Origin of the sequence: Sphingobacterium paludis (assembly GCF_004364125.1) — a bacterium.
Taxonomy (GTDB): domain Bacteria; phylum Bacteroidota; class Bacteroidia; order Sphingobacteriales; family Sphingobacteriaceae; genus Sphingobacterium; species Sphingobacterium paludis.
On sequence record NZ_SNZV01000007.1, the window covers coordinates 206155 to 231023 of the forward strand.

A 24869-nucleotide genomic window follows, 5' to 3' on the forward strand; every position below is an offset into this window, starting at 1 on the left:
AAATGAGTCTAGTAGAAAATTTACACTGGCGATACGCTACAAAAAAAATGAACGGCGAGTCCGTAGCTCAAGAAAAAGTTGATTATATTATTGAGGCGGCTCGCTTAGCGCCAACGTCATCGGGTTTACATCCCTTTCGAGTAATCGAAATTTCTGATCCGGAGCTTAAAGCCAAGATTCAGCCCATCGCATTTAATCAGTCACAAATCGTGGATGCTTCCCACCTATTGGTATTTGCGGCATACGATGAATACACCTTGGAGCGCGTAAATTCCGTTTTTACGCAGCAGGAGAACGAACGCAATTTGCCCAAAGGGTATGCGGACGACTATAAAAACATGTTGCTGAGCAACTTCCAACAGCAAGACAAAGAGCAACACTTTCAGCACGCGGCACGTCAGGCATACATCGGGTTTGGATTGGCAATAGCAGCGGCTGCAGAACAAAAGGTAGATGCTACGCCAATGGAAGGTTTCAATAATGCAGATCTTGATGAGCTTCTCGGGCTTGCCAAGTTAGGATTGAAATCGGTCACTATATTAGCCTTAGGCTATCGCGACGTTACTAACGATTGGTTGGTCAATTTGAAGAAAGTACGTGTCTCCAAAGAAGACTTCGTGGTTCAACCCAGCTAAAAACTAAACAGTATATTGAAACAAAGCGAAAAGGGCCTTCCAGCAATGGGGCCCTTTTTATTTTACCTAGCCTACGCAATGGTGTAGGTTTCCATTTTAAGCGCTAGCGCGATATAGTCTTACTGAAATGCCCGTTCATTTGGGATCCGCTGAAGAATTTCCAATAGGAATTTCCAAAACTTCTGGACAGACGCTATCGAAACGCGCTCCTGTGGCGAATGCGCACCTCGTATAGTTGGCCCAAATGAAATCATATCCAAATTGGGGTAATGGGCACCTAAGATTCCACATTCCAGCCCGGCATGGCAAGCGACGACATCCGATGGTTCATTAAAAAGACCGTAGTAGGTATCTTTTAAGACCTCCAATATCGCTGAGTTAGGATTTGGTGTCCATCCAGGATAATCGCCAGAGAACGTCACCTCTGCGCCAATTAACTCAAAACAACTTTTAATGGCGGTAGCCAAATCCCACTTCGAAGATTCTACAGATGATCGCGTCAAGCATTTGACGATAGCCTCCCCTTGTTTCACCGCCACACGCGCGATGTTATTCGACGTCTCCACCAAGTCGGCGAAATCTGCACTCATCCGGTAGACGCCATTTGGTGCAACATACAACGCCCGTAGCAGTTTTTCCTGAATCGCCAATGGCATAACTAACATGCCCTCGTCTTGTATGCGGGCCAGGCTAATCTGTAACCCCGGATCTGCGGTAGCAAATTCACTTTTTACTGCCGCGATCGCGCTGTTGAAGTCCAACATGATCTCTTCCTCCCTATCATTTTCGAAAGCCACCATGGCAATTGCTTCGCGCGGGATAGCATTTCTAAGTCCTCCGCCATCAATAGACGAAACACGCAGGCCGAAAGGCGCTAAATGATATAAGATCCTGTTCAATATTTTATTGGCATTTCCCAATCCTTTATGGATCTCCATGCCTGAGTGGCCACCTTGAAGTCCTTTTACCTCCAAGCGATAATGCAATGCACGCAGGGAAAGGCGTTCTTCCGGATAAGAAATACGCGCCGTTATATCCACGCCGCCCGCGCAGCCAATATCGATTTCGGTATCCTCTTCCGTATCCAGATTCAAAAGGATGCTCCCCTTCAATAGCCCAGCTTGTAAGCCCTTCGCACCAGTCATCCCCGTTTCTTCATCGACAGTGAATAAGGCTTCCAGTGGCGGATGAGCGATATCAGGTGCTGAAAGGATCGCCATAATGGCAGCAACGCCCATTCCGTTGTCTGCACCTAGCGTGGTACCTTCCGCCCGCACCCACTCACCATCGACCAGCATACGAATACCTTCATTCGCAAAATCAAATTCGGTATCGTTGTTTTTTTGATGCACCATATCCAGGTGCGATTGAAGAACGACGGTTTGCCGGCCTTCCATACCTGCTGTAGCGGGTTTTCGTATCACCACATTGCCTACACTATCTTTTACAGTTTCCAGCCCAAGGCTTGCTCCAAAGTCCAGCATAAACTGAATAACACGTTCTTCCTTTTTCGATGCCCGGGGCACGGCGTTTAGCGCTTCGAAATGATGCCATACCGCTTTTGGCTCCAATTGCTCTAACATAGTTTTAATTTCGTTGTTCGCCCCAAAAGTAAGCATTCTACCCTACAAACCACATGTTGTAACTTCTATTAAAACAATTTCGGCTCACAGGCGCTTATATATAAAAAATAGCTATATGTCTGTACAAGTTGAGCGAAAGCCAATCATTTTCAGCCCCGATTCTAAAAGGGTCTTAGCCCGTTTCTTCCAATTAAGTGAAGAGCGATCCATCAAAATTATTAAACGCATTACGTCCCTATCTCGCACGAGTCAAAACGAGCTGCTAAACCAAATACTTCGCAGTTTTTCTAAGCGTCACCGTAGCGTGGTGTCTATACTGGAGAAAAATTTCAAACGCGTTTCGCCCGTTTTAAAAAAGATAGCGCTGGATGATCATGAAATAACCTACAAAGAACGATTGATCATTGGAGCGTATTTCACGATGGAATATTCTATCGAAGCGGCGGCATTTTTCAACCCTTCGATTATCGAAGATCCTGACCAATCGCAATTACGCGAAGGTGAAAAACGAATCATCTTGAGTTTCAGAGCTACGGGTGAAGGTCACGTATCATCAATTGTCTTCCGCTCCGGAATCATTGACAAAAACTTCGATATCCAGCTTGATGAAGTGGGGCGACTATTGGAGAAACCGAAGCAAATAAAAAACCATCAATACGAAAAGACGGACTTTATAGCCAAACTGTCTGCCTTGCACGCGCCGGAGGAAGAAATGCTGTCCATCATCGAAGGAAAGCTATCAGAGACCTTTACCTACGAAGAGTTACGCAAATACGTAAGAGAAATAAAGGAAGAGCATACCTTGAGTGTGGATAGCGACACCTTAACCAACCAGATGCAATGGCTAGCCTCTTCGCACTATGAAATGACCTATTCGCTGGATACGGCGATCTCAGAGCGCGTTATCTTCCCGATTGCCGAGACCGAAATACGCGGTATCGAAGACGCCCGCTTTGTAAAGTTTGAAGATGAAAAAGGAAAGATAACGTATTACGCAACCTATACGGCCTATGACGGTTTCTCGATCCTGCCGAAGCTACTTTCCACGAAAGATTTTATTCATTTTAAGGTACAACCTATCAATGGCAAGATAGCCAATAAAGGAGCTGCGCTATTTCCTCGGAAGATAAATGGAAAATATGCTATGCTGTGTCGAGTGGATGGCGAAAACAACTACATCTCCTTCTCGGATAGCATCACAAACTGGCATGAAGAGATCATCCTATTGAGCGAGCCAGAAGAACCTTGGGAGTTTATCCAATTGGGAAATTGTGGCTCACCGATCGAGACGGAGAAAGGATGGTTGGTCATAACGCACAGCGTGGGGCCTATGCGCATGTACACCGTAGGCGCCACCTTATTGGATCTGGAAGATCCGACGAAAGTTATCGGACGGTTGAAAGATCCGATTCTTTCGCCGAATAGCATAGAACGCGAAGGTTACGTACCGAACGTTGTCTATTCTTGCGGCCAGATGGTGCACAACGGCAACTTGATCATTCCCTATGCCATGTCTGACTACGCATCAACCTACGCTACAGTCAATTTGGAAGAATTGCTTAACGCACTGAGCAACTCTGTATAGTTTTTAAAAGCACGATTCATGTGGACGCTAGATAGCCAAAACGTGATCGTGCTTTCTGCTCCTTGATTTCTATTCACACCGAAAGCCTCCAATCCATCACAACAACCACCGGTTTCTGCATCATAAAGCCGCAGCTGTAAGTCATTTTCCCCTTGAAACCATTGAAAGGAACTGTAAATACGCTCTAGGTAGCGCTGGTTGTTAGTCGTACGATACATTTCTTCGTACATCAGCATCGTCGAATAGACCTCGATAGGCTGCTGGCCAAATGCCGCAATGTCGCTATGCTCTCCATACCAACCATCGTTCCCGATCAAGGATAAGTGGGAGGCTCGAAAAAGTACAGCATCCAGAAATTCACCCGCATCCACCGCTATGGTTTTCAAATGTTCGTCGTGTAAAACGCTGTATGCACGCAAGAGAGCTAGAGGCAGAATAGCATTATCGTAGGACACAACTTTTTCAAACCAAGGCCAGCGCTCATTACTATTGCTTTCATACTCGCTCCGCATAAACGAAACGAGTTGACGCAGCTCGTTGAGCAATTCCTGGTTCTGAGGCTCGTGTTCTAAATAATGTACTAGGCCTAAGACGATATACCCGACCGCGCGCAAGGAGCGGAATGTCTTAAAATGCGGGATAGCGCGCACAAACACCTCTTTCCCGATCTGCCTGTAGCTGGAGTTGGTATGCGAGCGAACAAGATATCCGATTGCCCAAATTCCTCTCCCAAAAGCATCCTCAGATCCGATATCTTCCAAAAAACGGTTGTCGAACCCCATAAAGTTTTTAAACAAACCATCGGGCCGCTGTGCATAATAGATATAGCTGATGTAGGTCGATACAAGCGCATCTACATCGCGTGTAGGTTCATCTTCCTTTACCATCAAAAGCAATAAAAGTGCACGCGCATTATCATCCAAACAGTAGCCGTGGTGATAGTTTGGCGTAGCATAGGTGGCGTGTTGAACAATCCCTACCGAATTGGTGAGTCGTTTGACGTGCGACAGATCAAGTACCGGATTAACATCCTTAAGTCTTGCCGAATAAGGGTGATTTTCACCATCAAAATCCTGCGTCACTTGCGTAAACAGTTCTTTATAGGTCAACGCAATCTTCTTCCACGATAGCGTGCTTTTAAACGCTGAAACGGCCGTCCGTATCTCAAGCAGATGACTTTCATGCAACAGCAGATCAAGAAGAATCTGTTGCAGCTGCTGCGCATTTTCCTTTTCAAACAGCACCCCTTTTCCGGCTGCCAACAACTCTTTAGCGTGCCAATAAGGCGTTGACACCACGCATGTGCCCGCCCCAATCGCGAACGATAACGTGCCGCTGCTTATCTGTGCCTCGTTGAGGTAGGGCGTTATGTAAATATCACAGGCAGATAGATAGGTTGTCAAATGCGTTTCTTCCATAAAAGAATTATCAAACTGCACGTGCTTGCCCAAGTCCAGTTGTTCAACCAGCTGCTCTAGATACTCCCTGTACTCTTCTCCGTCGTGCTTCAAAACATTGGGATGGGTTTTCCCCGCAATGATGTAGAGCAGATCAGGCACTTGCCGAACTACATCTGGCAAGGCACGTAATACAGTTTCTATACCTTTGTTGCGGCTTAAAAAACCAAAAGTCAGCAATAGTTTACGGTCTGATAGCGCAAGAATATCTTTTGCTTCGGCCTGCGTATATGGAAAATCGGGAACGCCGTGCGGGATAACAGCAATTTTCGGTAGCGCAATGTCATACACCTCCTGCAACAACTTCACGCCCAAGCTGGATGTGACGATAAGCTTATCCGCTACGCGCGCTATATCCTGCAAAATATTTTTTTCGTCGGTAGACGGATTATCCAATACCGTATGCAAGTTAACAACAAGTGGTATCTGTAGTTTTTTTAAGATAGATAAGATATACACCCCACTATTTCCTCCGTATATACCGTACTCGTGTTGCAAAACACACAATGCATATCCACCGCCGTTTATGATCTGGAGTGCTGCAAGGTAATCGGCAAGGTTGTGCTGACCGATTTCGTGTTTAACCTCTTCTGGATACCTTGTGTTACCGGGCGTTTCCGATAAAGCGAACACATGCTGTTCTATTTGTTTTTCGTGATCTTGGTGGGCTATCGCCGCGAGTAGGTCTGTAGAGAATGTCGCGATCCCGCATTGGCGAGGGCTGTAAGTACTGATATAAGCTATTTTCATGGTAAGTTTCCTACCCTATAGAATGGTATTTTTAGGCATTTTGTTTTCAAAAAGATGCTTCGCTCTATTTTCCGTATCTTCCAATCTTTAAAATACGTAAACGATGAAGACATCCAAAGAAAAAATGATTGCCGGTGAAGTCTATCAAGCTATGGGCAGGGAATTGTTCGACGAGAGACAACACGCGAAAGAACAACTACACATTTTCAACAACTTAGAGCCCTCGAAGGTTAAGGCTAGGAATCAGATCGTGAAAAAACTATTTGGAAAAACGACTAACTTATTCTTTATCGAGCCGCCTTTCCGTTGTGACTATGGCTACAATATATTTTTAGGGGACAACTTTTACGCTAACTTCAATTTGACGATTTTGGACTGTGCGCCGGTGCGCATTGGTGCGAATGTGATGATCGGGCCTAATGTATCTATTTTTACGGCCGGCCACCCGGTTCATCCGGAGCCGCGCGTTGCAGGATGGGAGTTTGCAAAGCCCGTAACGATCGAAGACAACGTTTGGATTGGCGGCCACAGCGTGATCAATCCTGGCGTAACGATCGGGAAAAATAGTGTCATCGGCTCCGGGTCGGTAGTGACCAAAGACATCCCCGAAAATGTAATTGCTGTAGGCAATCCCTGCCGCGTGATCCGCGACATCACCGAGAGTGACAAAACCTATTTCTACAAGGAGGAAAAATTTCCTGTTTTGGAGACGGGCGAAGAATCTTAACTTATGCATCAGCAAGGTACGGGATGGTAAAATGCAAACTATACCATCCCACAAATGCTTATTTTACTTTTGATAAACGATGCATCTCGTCAACCAAAACCGGAAGGCCCGGATAGACCATATCATGGCCGTAGCCATCGAACTCCATCAGTTTCACATCGGGATGACCCACGATCAACAGCATTCTTTTTAAGTAAGCGTTTTCCTCATAACGGCCCAACATTTCTTTTTCGCGGTCTCCGGTCAACAGCACAATCGGGGCGGCATCCCTCCTAACCCAAAAAATTGGCGAAAGCTCGTCTATCGTCGCTTGCTTTTCGTCGATTCCTTTTTCCTTGCGCGCGGTGAAGTGCGTCACGGCTTGACCGCTGAACGGAATGATACCTTTTAAGGTATTTGCATCGATACCTTCTTCTTGAAGGTAAAGCTTGTTTAGCCCAAGCATCAACGCCAAATAGCCACCGGCAGAATGGCCAGAGATAAATACCTTACGCTTATCACCGCGGTATTTTTCTGCATTTTTCAGCGTATACGACACTGCTTTTGCAGCATCCTGAATAATCTCTTCTACTTTCACCTGCGGCGAGAACCGATAGCCAACGCCTATTACGACAAAGCCTTTAGACTTTAGAAACGCAGGTATTTCTTTTTGGCCGCCCGTTAATCCGCCACCATGAAACCAAAGCACAATCGGCATAACATCACCCGAGGTGGGATAATGCACATCGAGCTTACATTGTGCTTTTTGATAGTCGGAAACAGGCTTTTCCACGTATTGGATATTCTCTTCGGTTTTATAGGAGCGGTCTTGCGCGTTCGCCGAAAAGAATAATGTTACAGCAATAAATAAAGGCAGTATTGTTCGCATTGTTTTTCATGTTTAGCTTCCAATGTAGCAAAAAGCAGGCAAAAGCCAAAATGAAAAGCGTGTAAGAGCCGTGCCCAGGGGACTCCCTCCTACTTACTTCTTATCAAATAGATCAGCAATATACCGGATAGAATAAAGCTCATCGTGAAGCCAAGCCAAGAGAGTATGGGCATACCCCAAAGCAGATATCCGACACGCCCATGGGCTAAAATGCTGGCACCAACGCCAAAAGTCATCGCTAGGATAGAAAGCAAAAACTTGTTACCGATACGATGAAAAACGAGTTGCATCCGGTCAAATTCCTGAATCTTATGATTTAGTGTCAGCTTATCCGATTTTGCCTTTTCCAACAAGGTTAGAAGATCCTCGGGCACCTCAGTGAGCACCTCTTTCATAAATTTGGCTTTCTCCAACAGCTGCTTTTTAATGTAGTCGGCAGACATCTTCTGCTGTGCAATTTTTTTAGCGAATGGTTTGATACTTTCAGGCACATTTAGCTCTGCATTTAACTGCCTTCCCGTTCCTTCCAAAATGGACACGCCTCGGAGCAATAGGTACACAAAGTCTGGTAGCAAAATACTGTTGGATTGCAAAATATTGTTCAGTTTGTGGAGCATAATGGAAATATCAATATCGTCCAGCGCATTCTCCTCGATCATTTGGAAGATTTCATAGGCACTTCGCTCCAACTGCCTTTCATCTTCAATGTCATGTACAATGGCCAATTTTTTGATATTTCGTATAAGATCTTTTGCATCATTCATTAAGAAATTGATGACCATAGCCTCGATAATATCCCGATCATGTGGTATCATGAAGCCCATAGATCCGAAGTCTATAAAAACAATCTGTCCTTTGCTATTGACCATCACATTGCCGGGGTGTGGGTCGGCATGAAAAAAGCCATGCTGCAGTACCTGTTCCAGGTACAGATCCAAGCAATTTTGGAGAATATCTTTCGGTGAGAATCCATTTTTTGCGAGACCATGCAGGTCGTTGATCTTCATTCCGTCTATATACTCCATGCAGATAATCTCGTCGTTAGCGTAAGCTCGATAGACTTTGGGTATATACAGAGCGCTATTTCCGCGGAAATTTCGCCGAAAACGCTCTATATTGTTGAGTTCATTGGTAAAGGACAACTCGTTCAGCAAGGAATTGGCAAACGATTGAACAATTTCATATAGGTTTATTTTCTGAACAATTTCATATTTGGTACGCAGGAGCTTCACCAAGTCTGTGATAAAGTCCAGATCGGCGCGGACAAGCCGGTTAATGCCGGTACGTTTTATTTTTAAGATGACCTCACTGCCATCATTAAGGGTTGCACGATACACTTGCGCGATAGAAGCCGCAGCCATCGGTACCGCTTCGAGGTTTGCAAAATGCGCGTCGACGTCTATACCCAATGAGCTGGTTAATTTCTCACGTAGATCCATCGTCTCTGCGGGTACGTCGTCCTGCAGCTTCACAAGCTCTTGCCTCAACTCTTCCGGAATAATGTCTGCACGATTGCTTAGCAATTGTCCCAACTTGATGAATGTAGGGCCCAGCTCTTCTATCGCTAAGCGAATCCGTTGATTGAAATCTTCTTCGAAAATACGCTTCGTGTGCGTATTCCACAGCAGCACACTATCAGGAATGATGCGATCGATGTTAGACCGCGATATCACCTCTTCGAAACCATGCTTGGACAAAATGCGTAAGATCTGCCCAATACGTTTCAGTTTGTGCATACTATACATAGGCTAGCGGATATAGTTGTCCAAACCAATGGCGTGCGACACTTTTTCACTCAAGCTGGTGATATCCGACTTTAAACCGAACATAATGGTAAGAAACTGCGCAGAATTGCCTTCTATCTTTCTAAAATGTTGTAAATATCCAACCTCCGCCCCGAGGAAGAAACCTGGAAATTTATAGTCTGCACCCACCCCCATCTTACCGGCAACAGACATGGAATATTTGTTATCCATTTTGAGCACCTGCCCGACCAACTCCCCTCGAGGTTCGCTGACTACTCCTAGCGCTGGCCCCAGGTAAACAAAAGTATTCAGCCGCTTAAATTGCCGACGCCTACCGGCGGCCATACTTAGCATGTAGAAATTCGCCCGCCCATTTTCGACCATATGGTTGTATTTCGGATCGGGGATTTGCTGGTTATACCCGTAGGTCAGGAGATACAAGGTTGGTGTGAGAAAATAACGCGGATCTTTTAGGGAAATGTCGAGCCCCATACTACCGGAAAACAGCTTGGTCGTAAACACCTCACTCGACTTGCCGACCGGAAATGATAAGCCCGTGCCTCCGAGGTAGTATATTTTATGATAATGGATTGTGTCACGCTCGTTTTGTGCATATGCGTGTTGAACAAACATGCCCAACAACAGCACGAAGATTAGCTTTTTCATGAAACCAACTATATTGTTATCCTCTAACAATAAATCAGTTCAAAAGTTTTCGGGATGAAACGATCGCTACAAGAAACTTTTGCTTTGGGGCCCCTGATTGAAAAGAAGATCAACAACACTTAAATCAGGAAGGAATCCATGGCGTTCTTCAAACACCTGATAATACGCGGGCTGCTCGGGCCAAAACTTCTCGCGTTTCGGATGGATAGCCCCACGAATATCCTTGTATTCGACCTGCGTGGCAAAGCTTTCAGTCAGCTCGATAGCCAGATCCATCTTTAAGCATTTTAGGATCAGGCCTAACTGCGCCCGATTAAAATCGAAAAGGAAATCATGCTTACGGTCGTAAAACTGGTAAAAATCGTCTTCATAGTACTCGAAATAAGGCGAGCTGCGGTAGGCTGTCTGAAGACTCAGCCAGTGCAGGCGCTGCCAATCATGCTCGTAGTTGATGCGGATGTCTTTCATCGGCACATGCTCTTTACGCCCATGAACAATCGGTACGATAAGATCTAAAATACCATTCGCGGTAGCAATCTTGGCACGCGTTCTGTAGCTTTGCTTTGCGTAGTGCTCGTGCTGTTCCAGCAACAAAACAGGGCTGCCCTGCTGTTTGATAGCATGGAAATAGGACACAGGAGGTAAATAAAATGCAGGCAGAAGCAAGTGTGAACTCATCGATTTTAACTATTTTAGGCAAAAGTAAACTTATTTAGGGATATTTGCAGGAAATACTGGGGAATTTGACCATATTCATGAGAAAAAAAAGCATAACAGCACTACTCTACATTTTATCATGGCTACCATTTTGGCTGTTGTACACACTGTCCGACATGCTGTATTATGTCCTATTTTATCTTATCCAATACCGCAAAAAAGTTGTTCTTGAAAATATCCGGAATTCTTTCCCGGAAAAATCACCTGCGGAGCAGGTAAATATTGCCAAGAAATTTTACCGCTATCTACCTGATCTGGTTGTGGAAGCTGTTAAAATGCGGCGTATGACGGAAAAAGATGTTAGAAACCGTATCGAATTAATCAACCAAGATGAGGTGGATCGGCATTTTCAGCAAGGCAAGGGCGTGATAGGGGTTACCGCGCATTACGGAAATTGGGAGCTGGGCATATATCGGCTATCCATCATGACGAAATTCCCACGGCTGGTGATTTACAAACCCCTAAGCAACAGCGATTTTAATGACGTCTATAATGCATTGCGCTGCCGGTTTGGCGCAACGATGGTTCCCATGAAACAGATCTTAAGGCATATTGTACAACTTCGACACGAACCCCATATCAGTATGTTTGTTGCAGATCAAACCCCCATGTACCAAGATTCGGATTACTATATGAATTTTCTGAACCAAGAAACCTTAGTGTACACGGGTACGGAACGCATCGCGCGATTGACGAAGAATCCTATCGTCTATTGCCATATAGGACGTAAAGAAAAGCGAGGACATTATTATTGCAAGTTTACGACGCTGGTGGAAAACCCGGATGATTATCCTCCACATGAAATTACGAAGAAACACAATCTCTTTACCGAAGAGATGATCAGAAAGCAACCAGAATACTGGCTGTGGTCGCACAGACGTTGGAAAAGAAAACGCAGAACATGAAGCATTACCCCCATGTAGCCGTCGTTATCCTGAATTGGAACGGGCGATTTTTTTTAGAGAAATTTTTACCATCCGTATATAACAGCACCTATCCCAACGTAACGTTTGTTTTGGGAGATAATGCTTCTACGGATGATTCGGTAGCTTTTGTCAGCGAATATTATCCGACAATACGCATCATCCGGAATCATCAAAATCTGGGCTTTGCCGGCGGGTACAATGCGGTGCTTTCGCAGGTAGATGCCGACTATTATGTTTTGCTCAACTCTGATGTTGAGGTTACGCCATCCTGGATTGAATCGGTTGTTGCGCATTTAGAATCACAGGAAGGCATGGTGGCTGCGCAACCCAAAATTAGGGCGTACCACGCCAAGGGCCACTTCGAGCATGCCGGTGCGGCGGGAGGCTTCATCGATCAATACGGCTATCCATTTTGCCGAGGCCGACTTTTTCACGTCGTGGAGCACGACCAACAGCAGTATAACGAAAACTGCGAGATCTTCTGGGCATCTGGCGCAGCCCTTTTTATCCGCGCTTCGGCCTGGAAAGAAGCCGAGGGCTTTGATGCAGATTTTTTTGCGCATATGGAGGAGATCGATCTATGCTGGCGCTTAAAGCGCATGGGTTATCGCATTGGTTATGTTTCGGACTCCACCGTGTACCACGTTGGCGGTGGAACGCTTAGCACGAGTAATCCAAAGAAGACCTATCTCAACTTTCGTAACAACCTCACTATGCTACAGAAAAACCTACCTTTCTTTACGGCTTGCTGGGTTATCTTTGCACGGATGTGGCTCGACCTGCTCGCCCTATTGAAGTTTCTGGCAGAGCGTAAACTGCGCGATGCTTGGGCAGTTAGCCGTGCCCATCAGCACTTTTTCCTGTATTTTTTTCGCCATGCAAAAAAACGAAACCGATACACGGCGCAAGAGAACAAAAGAGGCCGCTATACAAAAAGCATAATTTGGGCCTTTTACGTGAATAAAATACAAAAATTTAGCCAGCTAAAAGGCGATAATTTTAAATAACAGCGATAGAACGGAACGCGAGCAAACGACCCGTTATCCAGAACATGAAGATGCTTTGCGCTTTATGTGAAAAACGGCTCTTTTCATTTATTTACGCCTATTTTTACTAAATTTGCTCCCTATGTCAATGGATGTACAACAGAGAATTGCACAACTTACTCAAGAGCTCAACAGCTACAATTACCAATATTATGTATTGGCTAATTCCGTTATTTCCGATTACGATTTTGATCAGAAATTGAAGGAGCTGGAAGCGCTGGAAAGGGAGCATCCGCACTATGTAGATCCAAATTCACCTACGCAAAAAGTTGGCGGAGATATCACCCAGAAATTCAATACCATTCGCCACCGCTGGCCGATGATGTCTTTAGGAAATACCTACAGCGAGCTAGAATTGCGGGAGTTTGATGAGCGCGTGCGCAAAGCCGTGGGCGACCAAGTGCAATACGTTTGTGAGTTGAAATTTGATGGTCTTTCCATTTCGCTTACCTACGACAATGGGAAGTTGGTGCAAGCCGTGACGCGTGGTGATGGAACGCAGGGCGATGAGGTCACCAACAACGTGAAGACGATTCGTAGTGTGCCACACCATCTTAAAAAAGGAGATTATCCAGATGTTTTTGAGATTCGTGGCGAGATATTCATGCACCGCGCTGCTTTCGAAAGACTCAACAAACAACGAGAAGATCTAGGGTTGCAAACCTATGCCAACCCCCGAAATTTTGCATCCGGGACGATAAAACTACAGGATCCGAAAGAGGTGGCTAAGAGGCCGCTTGATTGCTTCCTTTATTTTCTGTACGCAGACAATAGAAATAAGCTTTTTAACAGCCATTGGGAGAGTATAGAGGCAGTCAAAAGTTGGGGGTTCCAAATCTGCGAGCACACAAAATTGTGCAATAATATCGAAGAGATCATTGCCTTCATCAACCATTGGGACGAGGCTAGACATACCTTATCATACGACATTGATGGCATTGTTATTAAAGTTAATGACTACGCGCAGCAAGAAGAACTGGGCTTTACGGCAAAATCGCCCCGCTGGGCCATCTCTTATAAATACAAGGCTGAACGGGTGGAGACCATGCTGAAAAGCGTGACTTACCAAGTAGGCCGCACTGGTGCGGTAACGCCGGTAGCAAATTTGCAACCTGTGTTGCTGGCAGGCACTACTGTAAAGCGCGCATCGTTGCACAACGCCAACGAAATTGCTCGCCTGGACCTACATGAAGGCGATACCGTCTATGTAGAAAAAGGTGGCGAAATTATTCCGAAAGTTATCGGGGTTAACAACGAAAAAAGAGCCACAGGAACAGCGCCCGTTGTTTACCCCAGCGTATGCCCCGAATGCGGCGAAGCGTTGGTACGACAAGAAGGTGAGGCGGTACATTATTGCCCGAACGAGGAAGGATGTAGGCCGCAGATCGTTGGCAAGCTTCAACATTTCATTGGTCGTAAGATGATGGATATCCAAGGGATGGGTGATGAAACAATGGAGACTTTTTTTAAATTAAATCTCCTTCGAAAGATTGCAGACATCTACTCCTTAAAAGATCATCAAGACGAACTGAAAGGTTTAGCTCGCTTTGGCGAGAAATCGATCGACAACATGCTTGCCGGCATTGAGCAATCAAAGGAAAAGCCATTCGAAAAGGTGCTGTTTGCGCTGGGCATCCGGCATGTCGGCGAAACCATTGCAAAAAAGTTAGCTTTACATTTTAAAAATATTGATAATATAATTGCTGCTAGTGCTGAAGAAATGGCAGCGGTGCAAGATATTGGTGCCCGCATAGCAGAGAGCGTATTTACATATCTCCATGATCCACAACATCTGATCGAAATTGGGCGCTTGAAAGAGGCCGGATTAAATTTCGCTATTGTAGAAAAGGAAACGGTTTTGGCTGGCACGAGCCTTAGCGGTAAAACGTTCTTGATATCGGGGGTGTTTGCTGATTTTTCCCGCGAGGAGTTGGCTGCCTTAATCGAGTCGCATGGCGGAAAAATGTTATCTGGCATTTCAGCAAAGCTGAACTATCTGGTCGCTGGTGAAAAAATGGGTCCCTCGAAACTGGCCAAGGCAGAAAAGCTAAACGTCCCCATCATTTCAGACCAGGACATTTTAAACATGATTACTCCATAACAAACTTTAGATAATATACAATGAATGAGCTTCAAGGAGCAGGTGTAGCATTGGTTACCCCTTTTAATGCAGATGGATCGATCGATTTTGAGTCGCTAGGGAAACTGATAGACTTTCAAATCGATGAAGGGATGAATTACTTGGTGTCATTGGGGACAACGGGTGAAACAGCTACGTTAACTGCAAAGGAGAGAGAAGAAGTCTGGGCATACACGGCGAAGCACGTCAATGGAAGAGTGCCGCTTGTCGCCGGTATCGGAGGTAATAACACCGCAGAAACTGTCAAGCAGGTAGCCGATTTCAACCACAGTGCGTACTGTGCTTTGCTTTCTGTATCGCCCTATTATAATAAGCCTACACAAGAAGGAATCTACCAACATTATAAGGCTGTTGCAGCCGCTGCGAAGCTTCCCGTCATATTGTACAATGTTCCTGGACGCACGGGAAGCAACATGTCGCCCGCAACAACCGTACGCTTGGCAAACGATTTTAATAACATCGTGGCAACAAAGGAAGCATCGGGAAATTTTGCACAGTTTAGCCAAATACTACGTGATAAACCTGCGAATTTTCTTTTAATTTCCGGAGACGACCCGGTTACATTGCCCATGATGGCACTTGGCGCTGTCGGAATAATTTCTGTAGTTGGCAATGCCTACCCTGCGAAAGTAAGTAAACTTACGGCGCTGTGTACCGCTGGCGATTATATCGCTGCTCGCGGCCTGCACGAAGAACTACTTAGCATTACGGACCACTGTTTTGCAGAAAGCAACCCCTGTGGCGTCAAATACATCCTGAAAAAATTAGGTATCATCACATCCGACACAGTACGCCTACCGCTGGTGCCCATAAGTAGTGCGTTACAAGAAACGATTGACAAAGAAATCGCGGGTCTTACCTAGGTCTTCGGTTTTTGGCAAGTATACAATTTTCGGCATATATACAAAATGAGCTATAGGAATGGCTCATTTTGTATTTTTAACAGCACGAGTGATTCATTTCTCCGTTAACATGGGTTAAGCCAGTAAGAGAGCGGCACTAAGAATCCGAATTACCAGAGATTGCAATGAGTACCGCCCCAGCGATAATCGCTAAACTTCCTACCACGATTTGCCAGGTTATCTTCTCTTTCAGAAAAATTACGGCCAAGACAATGGCAATAACAAGCGATGTTCGTTCGATAGTAACTACGTATGATGCTGGTCCCAAAGACAGGGCTTTATACGAGAGCAATGTTGACAGTGTCGTGCAGATTCCAGCACAGATCAGATAAATCCAGGTCCGTGCTTCGATTTTCATGTAATCCGAAAAATTACCTTGATAAACGACTACTGCCCAAGTTATACAGACGATAAATAGGGCCTGAATAGCAAAGGCTAAGCTAGAGTCTACGTTTTTCAACCCAGCCTTTGTTAAAACGATGACCAGTGCTGCCGATACCGCAGCCAATAAAGCGTATATAATCCACATGATTTTATGTTAGTAACGCACAATTGTTAAAACGGTTGGCTTACCACGTATTTAACTAAATACAGCACAGTCGTCAGTAGATGTTAACGACTGGTTGCGCAACCACCCTGCCTCATTCAAAGGCGTGACAGCCATTGTTAAAAAGCTGTTCTTCGGTAATAAGTCCCCATTTGGTACGCTATAAATACCCAATATATAGATTGAAAAAACGAGCGGAGCATGAACTGCGTTTCATTACTGAGTTTAATGCATATTCAAAGCAATACGGATTAGCTTCAAAGTAATATGAGATGAGCAATGGACGTTAAATGTCCATCTCCTGCCTCTAGTACTTCTTTTAAATATCCCGTATACTTTTGAATTTTTACTTTTTACTTTTTACTTGTTACTTTTTACTTTTTAATTTATATATAAATGATGAATACCAACTTTTTTAAGAACGATCGACTAAAAAAATACGGATGGCTCCCTACGATGTGTTTGCTATGCTTATTTACCGTCGCCTGCGTGGACTTATCTAAACCGCAGGATGATGATCAAGCTGCTACAGGTACAGCCAGTGAAACAGGCTCGGCGTCATCCAACGCGCAAACCGGCCAGGAAGGAACGACAGCAGCCGGCGACAACGAGTCGACCACGGACGTCGCAGTTAACCCGACGGATTTTGAAGGAAGCTACGAAGGAACTATTCCATGCGAAGATTGTCAAGGCATTCGTACCAAGATCGTCATTAACAATAATGAGACATTTCAAATCAGCAGTGAACATTTAGGTACAGATAAAAAGCTGAACGATAATGGTCGATTTAAAGTGTTGGAGAATGGCTCCATTTTACATCTTCGAGGTAAGGATACCGACCTGAAGTTGAAAATTGCGAAAGATAAGTTGCTGCATTTGGATAATAAAGGCGAGGTTATCGAGGGTGAAGCAGCAAACAAGTTTGTATACAATAAAGTTTAATATAGAACTTTTTTCTATCGTATTGCAGCGATATTCGGGTGCACAGGTTGAGCTTGTGCCTTGGGTGGAATTGGCGGATTGCGAGAATGCCTATGACTGATTTGAATACGTGTATTATGGTATGATAGGTAGCAAACAAAGTAAGTAAGATGCCCTTAAAGCTTTTGAACGCTTTAAGGGCATCTTACGTTAAGCGCACTATCTCTCCCGGTTCAATGTGAGCGTAGACAATATGGGGAGATGATCAGACGCGTATTTCTCACTGATCACCTGGTGCGATACGACTTTCCAATTCGAGGCCTTATCGAGCATAATGAAGTCAATAGCCTTTTTAGGGTTTACCACGGGAATGGTGAATGGACAATTTGCGCAGGTTGGGCTTAAGCTTTCCTTCAACGTAGTAAGCGGTGCACTATCCTCCGTTGCGTTGAAATCTCCGGCTACGATGCTGGGCATCGCTTTTTTCTTCAAATTATCAACAATGTACTGCGCTTGCAAAACACGATTTTGTTCGTCTTTTTGCGCATCCAGATGCACCGTTGCAAAGCGTATTTCAGTGTGTTGATCCAGCTGGACATAAATCTCAGCCATGATGCGAGGCTCGCCCTTGAAACCAGAAACGGCAGGCAACCTGTGTATCCTTGTCGAACGGATGGGATACTTGGATAATAGCACCTGCCCATACCCCCCATCATCATAGTCCATAGCTTTGGCAAAATAATAATGCATGCCCAACTTTTCGGCAATAAGCTTTGGTTGATCCATCTTTCCGCTGCGCTTCGTCAACTGATCGACCTCCTGCAAAGCCACAAGATCAGCATCGGCAGCCCGAATCACCTTTACAATAGCATCGATATCAATCAGCGAATCTTTGGATGGTGGATTAGCATGATGGATATTGTAACTCATCACTTTAAGCGGCAAACCTTCGGTCAATTTTTTTGAGCTTTGACCGCTGCTTACGGTATAGCATACGGATAAACTGCATATGAGCAGATAACGCAATAGCATGAAATTCATGGTGGATAGTTATTTATGAGCTTGCTATGCTCCAGTTTTTATTTATCCTTACCGCTAGCTGGCGGCAGGCATGTAATCTTGTGCTGACTAATCGTTGATCGCTAAGCAGGGCCTCTATGCCAATAGGCGACGAAACCATCGCTCCATCGCCCATTGCAGATTCATCTACCTATGTAGCAAATCGTTTACCAACCTGGATTTTGTCCGAGGTTGTTGTTTCGATCATACTGCGTTTGCGGCACGGGCCACAAATAATTTTTAGGCGTTTCAAACGCCCGGTTCCATTGCACGGATAGGTAGCCATCTTCACTCTTACGGTACGTCGATGAACTGAGTTGCGGAAACCAAGAGGCTTTAACGCCTTCTATATCATTACCGAGTAGCTCACCCTGTTTCCAGCGCCGCACATCGAAATAGCGGTGTCCTTCAAGCGCCAGTTCGACCCTACGCTCACGACGGATCTCCTCGCGCACATCCATGTTGTGCTGCGCCAAGAAAGCTAGATCCATACGGGTCATACCTACACGATCACGCAATAGGTTGACTGACATATCCAAATCTGCCTGGGTCAGATTATTTTGCTCAAGTCGTGCTTCGGCATAATTTAGCAATACCTCGGCATAGCGAATATGATGAATATCGTTATCATCCCGGTTGTAGTTGGGAACGGCGGTAGGTTCTACATATTTCTTAAAATAGTAGCCTGTTGTGGTTACGGAACCGCGTCCATCTTGGCTAAACTTGGGCACTTGGAAAATGGAAGGATCTGGGTTTTGTGCCACCGGACGTCCATCGTAGCGCCCACCCCATTTATCACCAGGAACTAAGATAGTCTGTGTCATGCGTGGATCCCTGTTTTTAAATACGTCTGCATAAGACGCATCGTTGTAAAGCGGCGACTTATCAATGGGCAAGCCGTCTGCGCACAGATAAGATTCCACCAATGAGCGGGTCGGCACGAAACGTGCAAATTGGTCGGGCACCTGAATCTCGCGACTTAAGTTGTGCATGATCACATCTGTTAAATGCAGGCGTGCAAAGATTGTCTCTTTGTTTCTCCCACCCGCAAGCTTACCGGCTCGTGTGAAAAGTTCGCCATATGCCGTGGCTGGATTGCCACTGGTATAAAGCTGATAAACGCCCATGTCCATTACCGCCTTGGCCGCTTGCTCGGCCAGTTCAAAACGCCCATAGGTAAGAGCTATTCTTGATTTCAGCGCCAAAGCTGTACCACGGCTCACGCGACCTAGGTTTTCGCCCGATGGTATGGCTTGAGGAAGGACTGCCGCTGCCTCATCCAGTTCCTTCAAGAGGAAATCGACGACGACGCTTTGCGCGGTGCGCTCGCCGAAAAGCTCCGGATCATCAGGATTCAATGTTTTAGTAATGAGTGGAATGTCGCCGTAAAACGAGGTCAGGAAACTGTAGGCTAATGCGCGAATCACACGCACCTCTCCTGCCAAGCGCTCTTTAGCTCCGGGCTCACTCTCAGTTGCGCCTTGATAGTTTTCCAGAAAGGCGTTGCACTCCCGAACATCGCGGTACATATTGGCCCACTCGCTATTCACCGTCGGCTGCGTAACGGGGAATACCCCCGATCCTATATCCTTATATTGGTTCGTTGTAGGCCACATCGTGTTTTCCGCAAGATTTTCCATATCAACAAAGTTTTTGGCTTTTACACGGGAGTAAATTCCCGTAGCAGCCATTTCTAAATGTTCTTGGGTCTTCCAATAGGTCTCATTGACAATTTCATCCTGCGGCACCCTATCCAGAAAATCGCTGCATGATGCGAAAAAGCTAACTCCTCCTAAAAAGATGGCAAGCTTCGTATATTTTTTATAGTGAAATTTCATCGTTAGCTATTTTAAATTTAAGTTCAGTCCGATAATAAAGGTCTTTACCTGCGGATAATAGTCTCCAGAGTTTCCTGTCGGCACCTCAGGATCATAGCCGTAAAAGAAGTCCGTTTTGGTAAGCAAATTATCGGCGGAAGCGTAAATGCGGAATTTACTGATACGAATTTTTTCTGTCCAATCCGGAGAGAAGGTATAACCTACCTGCACATTTTTCAATCGCAGATAAGAAGCATCTTCTACCCATTTGGAAGACAGGCGCGTGTTGTGCGTGCGCATATAGACAAAGCGGGGGTAGCTTGCGTCGGTATTTTCAGGAGTCCAACGATCAAGATGGACGTCCTGTGGCATTGCGCTGTTATTGATGAAGGGATGGCGTGCGTTTCCTGTCAAATAGCCATCCGCCTTGCCCACACCCTGCAAAAAGAAGCTGAAATCAACGTTCTTGTAAGATAAATCACCGCGGAAGCCATACGTATAGCGCGGTATTTCGCTTCCTAATACATGCCTATCAGCACCCACGGTAATCTCCGTTGCATTCGGATCGGTAGGAATATAAATTAAGTCACCAGGCCCCACTAGATCGCCGCGTTGAAATGGAAATTTAGGAACGTATTCTCCATTGACTACATCAAAATCACTCACTTGCGCAATCCTGTCGGCTCTAAAGCCGTATAGCGCATCAAAAGGAGCCCCTACAATACGCACCTTGTCTCCTAAGCTCACTGCATAGTCGTCCAGACGGGTGACTTTGTTGCGTACATCCGAAAGGTTAACGTTTGCGCGATACCCAAAATCGCCAATTTTATCCTGCCAGCTTAGGGCCAGTTCCCAACCACGATTTTCCATCGCGCCAGCATTTTGCGCAGGATAATTCCCCCCTACGCCAATGACATCAGGCAATGGTGTATTCAACAGGAGCGCATTCGTCTTATTGACGAAATACTCAGCGGTAACATTTAATCGACGCGATAGAAATGCAAGATCCAAACCTGCATTTAATTTTTCAGAAGACTCCCAAGACACCAGTTCATTGGGGATAAAATTCTGGCGAAAGCCTACCCGCCCAACATTTCCAATGGGATTATTAGACGTGATTTGCGCAGAAGCAAGGATAGCCATAAATGGATGGTCACGACCTACCTTATCATTACCTTGTGTTCCGTAGGAAAACCGTAGCTTACCAAAGTTCCAGAAGCTTTTCAGCGGCTCAAAAAAGCGCTCCTCTGTAAATACCCATCCTGCAGAAAAAGAGCCAAACCAGTTCCAGCGAACATCCGGGTGAAAACGCGAGGATCCATCACGGCGAAAGTTTCCTTCGAGGAGATATTTATTATCAAAGTCGTAATTTACCCGCCCGAAAAATGACATCAACGCATTCTGCCCGCTCCCACTGCTATTCAGCTGGTTTTCCGTACCAATTGCCAGGGAAGGCAAATCAACCGGAAGATGTGTCCGCGACGCACCGAAATCATTCCCTACGTTTTCTTCCAACGAATAGCCCAACAATCCTTTAATATTATGTTTTTCTTTGATCGATTTGATATACGTAGCTGTTCCTATAAAAGTCTGATAGGTACCGGAATAATGATCCATATTCACCCTGTTTGGGAAATTTGTTTGATAGATCAAGGCGTTGTCATCGGGGCTGTAATAGTTAATGGTCTTAAGCAAGGTGGTCCTTTTCGAGTTGTATTTCACCAATCCATATTGACCCTTCAAATCCAATCCTTTAAAGAGGTTCAGCGTGGCACTGATGTTGGCTGTAATCTCTTGCGAGGTAAAGCTGTTTGTCCCGCCGTCCGTGGCAATGGCCGCTGGATTGGACTGGCCACCGTGATAGCCCCAACTTCCGTTTGTGAATCGTACGGGCACTAATGGGCGAATACTGGTTGCCGCTGAAAGGGCGCTTAATCCGTTGGCACTGCCATCATACGAGCGATCCACATAGCCTAAATTTCCGTCTACATTTAATCGATCCAGCAGTTGTGTATTTACCCGAAGACGCGCGTTGTGTCGGTGCGCTTTAAAGTTATCACCCACCACCAAGCCACCTTCATTCAAGTAGCCATAAGATGCGTAATACTGCGTTTTGTCTGCTCCACCATTCATACTGAGGTTATGATTTTGTTGTGGCGCACTGGACCGATACACTTCGGAAATCCAATCGGTATTGGCAAAATAATTGGGATCAGATCCATTCCTCGCGATCTCAATTTGCTCGGGCGTGTAGGTCGGGTTCTGTCCGGCATTGACATTGGCCTCATTTTGCAAGGTCATATAGTCTGCAGATCCAAGAAATTTGGGAAGCGCGGTTGGTGTTTGCCAGCCCATATAGCTGCTTAGGCTAATATTTGGCGTGCCAGATGTACCTTTTTTTGTCGTCACCATGATCACGCCGTTCGCGCCCCGCACACCATATATCGAAGACGATGCGGCATCCTTCAACACCGAAACACTTTCAATATCATCTGGATTGAGGATATTTAGATTACCGCCCGGTATTCCATCAATGACGATAAGGGGATTAGCATCACCCCAGGTTCCTACACCGCGAATGCGGAACTGTGGCGCGCGATTGCCAGGCGCCGTATTGCCGGTGCTGCGTACGGTAAGTCCCGGCAACTGTCCTTGTAATCCTTGCCCAACATTGGCAATGGGTCTGTTTTCCAACTCTTCACCCGAAATGGCGCTAACAGCGCCTGTTAGGTTGGCTTTCTTTTGTGTGCCATATCCAACGACGACCACCTCTTCGATATCACCCATCTGTGGTTGTAACGTGATCACCAGCGTTGGTTGCCCTTGCGTTTCTACCTCCTTTGTTGCGTAGGCGATATGTTCCAGAATAAGGGTCGTATTGCCTGGATCCAACGCCATGGTAAACGTACCGTTTTCGTCGGTATTACTTCTTTTAGCGGCCTGCCCCTTAATAGAAATTGTGACCCCCTCGATAGGCTTACCCGCTTCGTCACGAACCGTTCCGCGGAGCATGGTTTGCAACGGTTTCAAAATAGGAATATTTGGCCTATCCATTTTTTTTACAAGGATATAATCGTCCACAATTTTATAGTCCAAGCCCCTTTTGCGTAAGACCATATCCAATCCGGTATGCAGGTCTACGGCATCCAAATAGGCATTTTCAATGTGGATTTCACCAATCTCCGCATTATCATACACAAATCTATAGGGGATCTGTCTTTCGATTTTAGCAAGTAAGGTGGTTAAGCTGGCTCGTCCTTCGCGCAGCGAGATGCGCTGGCCGAAGGTTGATGCGCTCACTGAGGTCAGTGAAAGGAGGAGAATTGCTACAGCAAATTTCATAATTCCTAGAAGTCGATAAAGTTTATTTCGGTTAACGCCATAAACTTTTAAATCAAAATGCATACTTTAGTTCGATTTTAGTTCTGTAATAATAATGATGATGTCAAGAGTCTGTTTACGCAGGACGAGAATCGCCTTCAGGGAGTGTTCCCGCACTTCCTGATCTTTTTAATCGCCCTACTTTTGCGCTTTTCTGTCTACATAGGTGGTTTCATTTTAACATGGATAATCAGTTTATTGTCTTTGTATTTCCCTTCCAAACCGAGGTATTTTAGCATGTCCAACATCTTAGATAGTTCCAGATCCCGGGAAATTTTACCATTGATTTGGTGATGTGAGTGCATTCCGCTCACGGCGACATCCACGTTATACCAACGCGAAAGTTCTTCGGCAACTTGATAGGCATCCGCGTTCTGAAAGTGGAACAATCCATTTTTCCAAAGCAACACATCCTCAATATCTTTCCGCAGTACCATTTCGGTTGTCCCGTTTGCCCGCACGGCCGCTAATTGTGATGGTTTCATACGCACAGCCGTTTTGGACGTTTTTAAACGGATGCTGCCCTCCAATAACGCGATCTTACTTTCCCGCCTAACGTAGGTATTGACGTTAAACTTAGTGCCCAATACCTCAATCTCGCCAAACGTACTTTTAACGATAAATTTCTGCGTTTTTCGTTTGGCGACTTCGAAATATGCTTCCCCACTTACCGTCACCATACGATCCGCTTTTTCCATTCCCAAATTAAAGGTCAGGGAAGATGCTGCATTTAACCAAACTCTACTCCCGTCTGGCAAAACAAAATGCACGATGCCGCCTTTAGGTGTATTGATCACGTGCGTAGCATCCGTGCCAACCTGAGACAGGCTTTGGTATTGCAATTCTCCCGAGGACAGGCGTACAAGTTTAAAATTGCTTCCCAACACATCTTGTCCGGCTTTGATCGAATCCAAAGCAATCGAACGGCCATCTTCGGTTGTGAGTATAGCACGCTCAGCGGCCGGTTTCACATCTGCACGTATACCGCGCGAATTCGCCAATACTGGCTTTTCGGCATCCCCCGCTCCCCGATCCCACAACGTTATTGTTGCGTAGCTTAGCAACAGCAGACAGGCTGCCGCGGCCAACCACCGGTAAGGCCGCCAACGCTGCCATAAACTCTGTGTCTCCGGATCAGCAACCTCCCTTTCTACAATTCGTTGGAAAATCTCATCTTCTTCTGCGCGACTGAAATATCGATCTGTTGATGCTATTTCGTCCATATGCTCATCAAGCAATCGATTAAAAAGTATGTGCTGTTCGGATTCGGGAATTACGGCCAATAGCGTGTTTAACAACAGCAACTCGTCGTCGCTTATGCTGCCATCGATCTGTTTTTTCAGTAAGTGGATAAATGTGCTGGTTTCGTCTTGCATTCGTCGTATAAAGCATGCGCT

General features: G+C 45.6%; 19 protein-coding genes. 8 read left to right on the plus strand and 11 right to left on the minus strand.

Translation table 11 applies throughout. The features are described 5' to 3' along the window. Window positions 1-2 precede the first annotated feature (2 nt). The gene (locus tag B0I21_RS15055; protein ID WP_133641303.1) at window positions 3-635 is read left to right on the plus strand and encodes a nitroreductase family protein; all 633 of its coding nucleotides are present in this window, start codon (window positions 3-5) and stop codon (window positions 633-635) included. Window positions 636-754: 119 nt separating this feature from the next. Here the strand turns inward: B0I21_RS15055 and B0I21_RS15060 are convergent, their stop codons facing one another. Then, window positions 755-2218: an aminoacyl-histidine dipeptidase gene (locus B0I21_RS15060; RefSeq protein WP_133641304.1), complete on the minus strand. Its 1464-nt coding sequence runs from the start codon at window positions 2216-2218 to the stop codon at window positions 755-757. 115 nt (window positions 2219-2333) lie between these two features. On the opposite strand from B0I21_RS15060, the gene B0I21_RS15065 reads away from it, so the two are divergent. After that, entirely contained in the window at window positions 2334-3803 is a 1470-nt protein-coding gene (locus B0I21_RS15065; protein WP_133641305.1) for a glycoside hydrolase family 130 protein, read from the plus strand. Here the strand turns inward: B0I21_RS15065 and B0I21_RS15070 are convergent. Next, window positions 3749-6010, minus strand: coding sequence for a glycosyltransferase family 4 protein (locus B0I21_RS15070; RefSeq protein ID WP_133641306.1), 2262 nt, complete (start codon window positions 6008-6010; stop codon window positions 3749-3751). The two genes, B0I21_RS15065 and B0I21_RS15070, sit on opposite strands and share 55 nt — an antisense overlap. Window positions 6011-6113: 103 nt before the next feature. On the opposite strand from B0I21_RS15070, the gene B0I21_RS15075 reads away from it, so the two are divergent. Continuing rightward, window positions 6114-6737: a sugar O-acetyltransferase gene (locus tag B0I21_RS15075; RefSeq protein ID WP_133641307.1), complete on the plus strand. Its 624-nt coding sequence runs from the start codon at window positions 6114-6116 to the stop codon at window positions 6735-6737. Window positions 6738-6795: 58 nt separating this feature from the next. Here the strand turns inward: B0I21_RS15075 and B0I21_RS15080 are convergent, their stop codons facing one another. From B0I21_RS15080 to B0I21_RS15095, 4 genes are all read right to left on the minus strand, one after another. Beyond that, window positions 6796-7605 (minus strand): alpha/beta hydrolase, encoded by an 810-nt coding sequence (locus tag B0I21_RS15080; protein WP_133641308.1) that lies wholly within the window; start codon window positions 7603-7605, stop codon window positions 6796-6798. A gap of 89 nt (window positions 7606-7694) precedes the next feature. After that, complete coding sequence (locus B0I21_RS15085; RefSeq protein ID WP_243836155.1) at window positions 7695-9341, minus strand: ABC1 kinase family protein; 1647 nt, start codon at window positions 9339-9341, stop codon at window positions 7695-7697. A gap of 12 nt (window positions 9342-9353) precedes the next feature. Beyond that, window positions 9354-10016 carry a hypothetical protein gene (locus B0I21_RS15090; RefSeq protein ID WP_133641310.1) on the minus strand — a complete coding sequence of 221 codons (663 nt, stop codon included), beginning with the start codon at window positions 10014-10016 and terminating at the stop codon, window positions 9354-9356. A 66-nt stretch (window positions 10017-10082) separates the two neighbouring features. After that, window positions 10083-10694 (minus strand): WbqC family protein, encoded by a 612-nt coding sequence (locus tag B0I21_RS15095; RefSeq protein WP_133641311.1) that lies wholly within the window; start codon window positions 10692-10694, stop codon window positions 10083-10085. A 77-nt stretch (window positions 10695-10771) separates the two neighbouring features. Between B0I21_RS15095 and B0I21_RS15100 the strand changes: the two genes are divergently transcribed. The 4 genes from B0I21_RS15100 to dapA all read left to right on the plus strand — a co-directional run bounded on the left by B0I21_RS15100 (window position 10772) and on the right by dapA (window position 15708). After that, complete coding sequence (locus tag B0I21_RS15100; RefSeq protein ID WP_133641312.1) at window positions 10772-11638, plus strand: lysophospholipid acyltransferase family protein; 867 nt, start codon at window positions 10772-10774, stop codon at window positions 11636-11638. Further along, window positions 11635-12666 (plus strand): glycosyltransferase family 2 protein, encoded by a 1032-nt coding sequence (locus B0I21_RS15105; protein ID WP_133641313.1) that lies wholly within the window; start codon window positions 11635-11637, stop codon window positions 12664-12666. The genes B0I21_RS15100 and B0I21_RS15105 overlap by 4 nt, the downstream gene beginning before the upstream one ends. Before the next feature lie 121 nt (window positions 12667-12787). Then, window positions 12788-14806 (plus strand): NAD-dependent DNA ligase LigA, encoded by a 2019-nt coding sequence (gene ligA, locus B0I21_RS15110; protein WP_133641314.1) that lies wholly within the window; start codon window positions 12788-12790, stop codon window positions 14804-14806. 20 nt (window positions 14807-14826) lie between these two features. After that, window positions 14827-15708, plus strand: a complete 882-nt coding sequence (dapA, locus tag B0I21_RS15115) for a 4-hydroxy-tetrahydrodipicolinate synthase (protein ID WP_133641315.1) — start codon at window positions 14827-14829, stop codon at window positions 15706-15708. Window positions 15709-15844: 136 nt separating this feature from the next. Here the strand turns inward: dapA and B0I21_RS15120 are convergent, their stop codons facing one another. Continuing rightward, a complete protein-coding gene (locus tag B0I21_RS15120; protein ID WP_133641316.1) occupies window positions 15845-16276 on the minus strand; it encodes an EamA family transporter in 432 nt (143 codons plus the stop codon). Between the two features lie 507 nt (window positions 16277-16783). Between B0I21_RS15120 and B0I21_RS15125 the strand changes: the two genes are divergently transcribed. Next, complete coding sequence (locus B0I21_RS15125; protein ID WP_166637866.1) at window positions 16784-17236, plus strand: copper resistance protein NlpE; 453 nt, start codon at window positions 16784-16786, stop codon at window positions 17234-17236. Window positions 17237-17434: 198 nt separating this feature from the next. Here the strand turns inward: B0I21_RS15125 and B0I21_RS15130 are convergent, their stop codons facing one another. The 4 genes from B0I21_RS15130 to B0I21_RS15145 all read right to left on the minus strand — a co-directional run bounded on the left by B0I21_RS15130 (window position 17435) and on the right by B0I21_RS15145 (window position 24848). Next, window positions 17435-18256 (minus strand): endonuclease/exonuclease/phosphatase family protein, encoded by an 822-nt coding sequence (locus B0I21_RS15130; protein ID WP_133641318.1) that lies wholly within the window; start codon window positions 18254-18256, stop codon window positions 17435-17437. Window positions 18257-18441: 185 nt separating this feature from the next. Beyond that, on the minus strand, window positions 18442-20112 hold the full coding sequence (locus tag B0I21_RS15135; protein ID WP_133641319.1) for a RagB/SusD family nutrient uptake outer membrane protein: 1671 nt from the start codon (window positions 20110-20112) through the stop codon (window positions 18442-18444). A 6-nt stretch (window positions 20113-20118) separates the two neighbouring features. Then, window positions 20119-23496, minus strand: coding sequence for a SusC/RagA family TonB-linked outer membrane protein (locus tag B0I21_RS15140; RefSeq protein ID WP_133641320.1), 3378 nt, complete (start codon window positions 23494-23496; stop codon window positions 20119-20121). A 134-nt stretch (window positions 23497-23630) separates the two neighbouring features. Beyond that, window positions 23631-24848, minus strand: a complete 1218-nt coding sequence (locus tag B0I21_RS15145; protein ID WP_133641321.1) for a FecR family protein — start codon at window positions 24846-24848, stop codon at window positions 23631-23633. Between the last annotated feature and the right edge of the window lie 21 nt (window positions 24849-24869).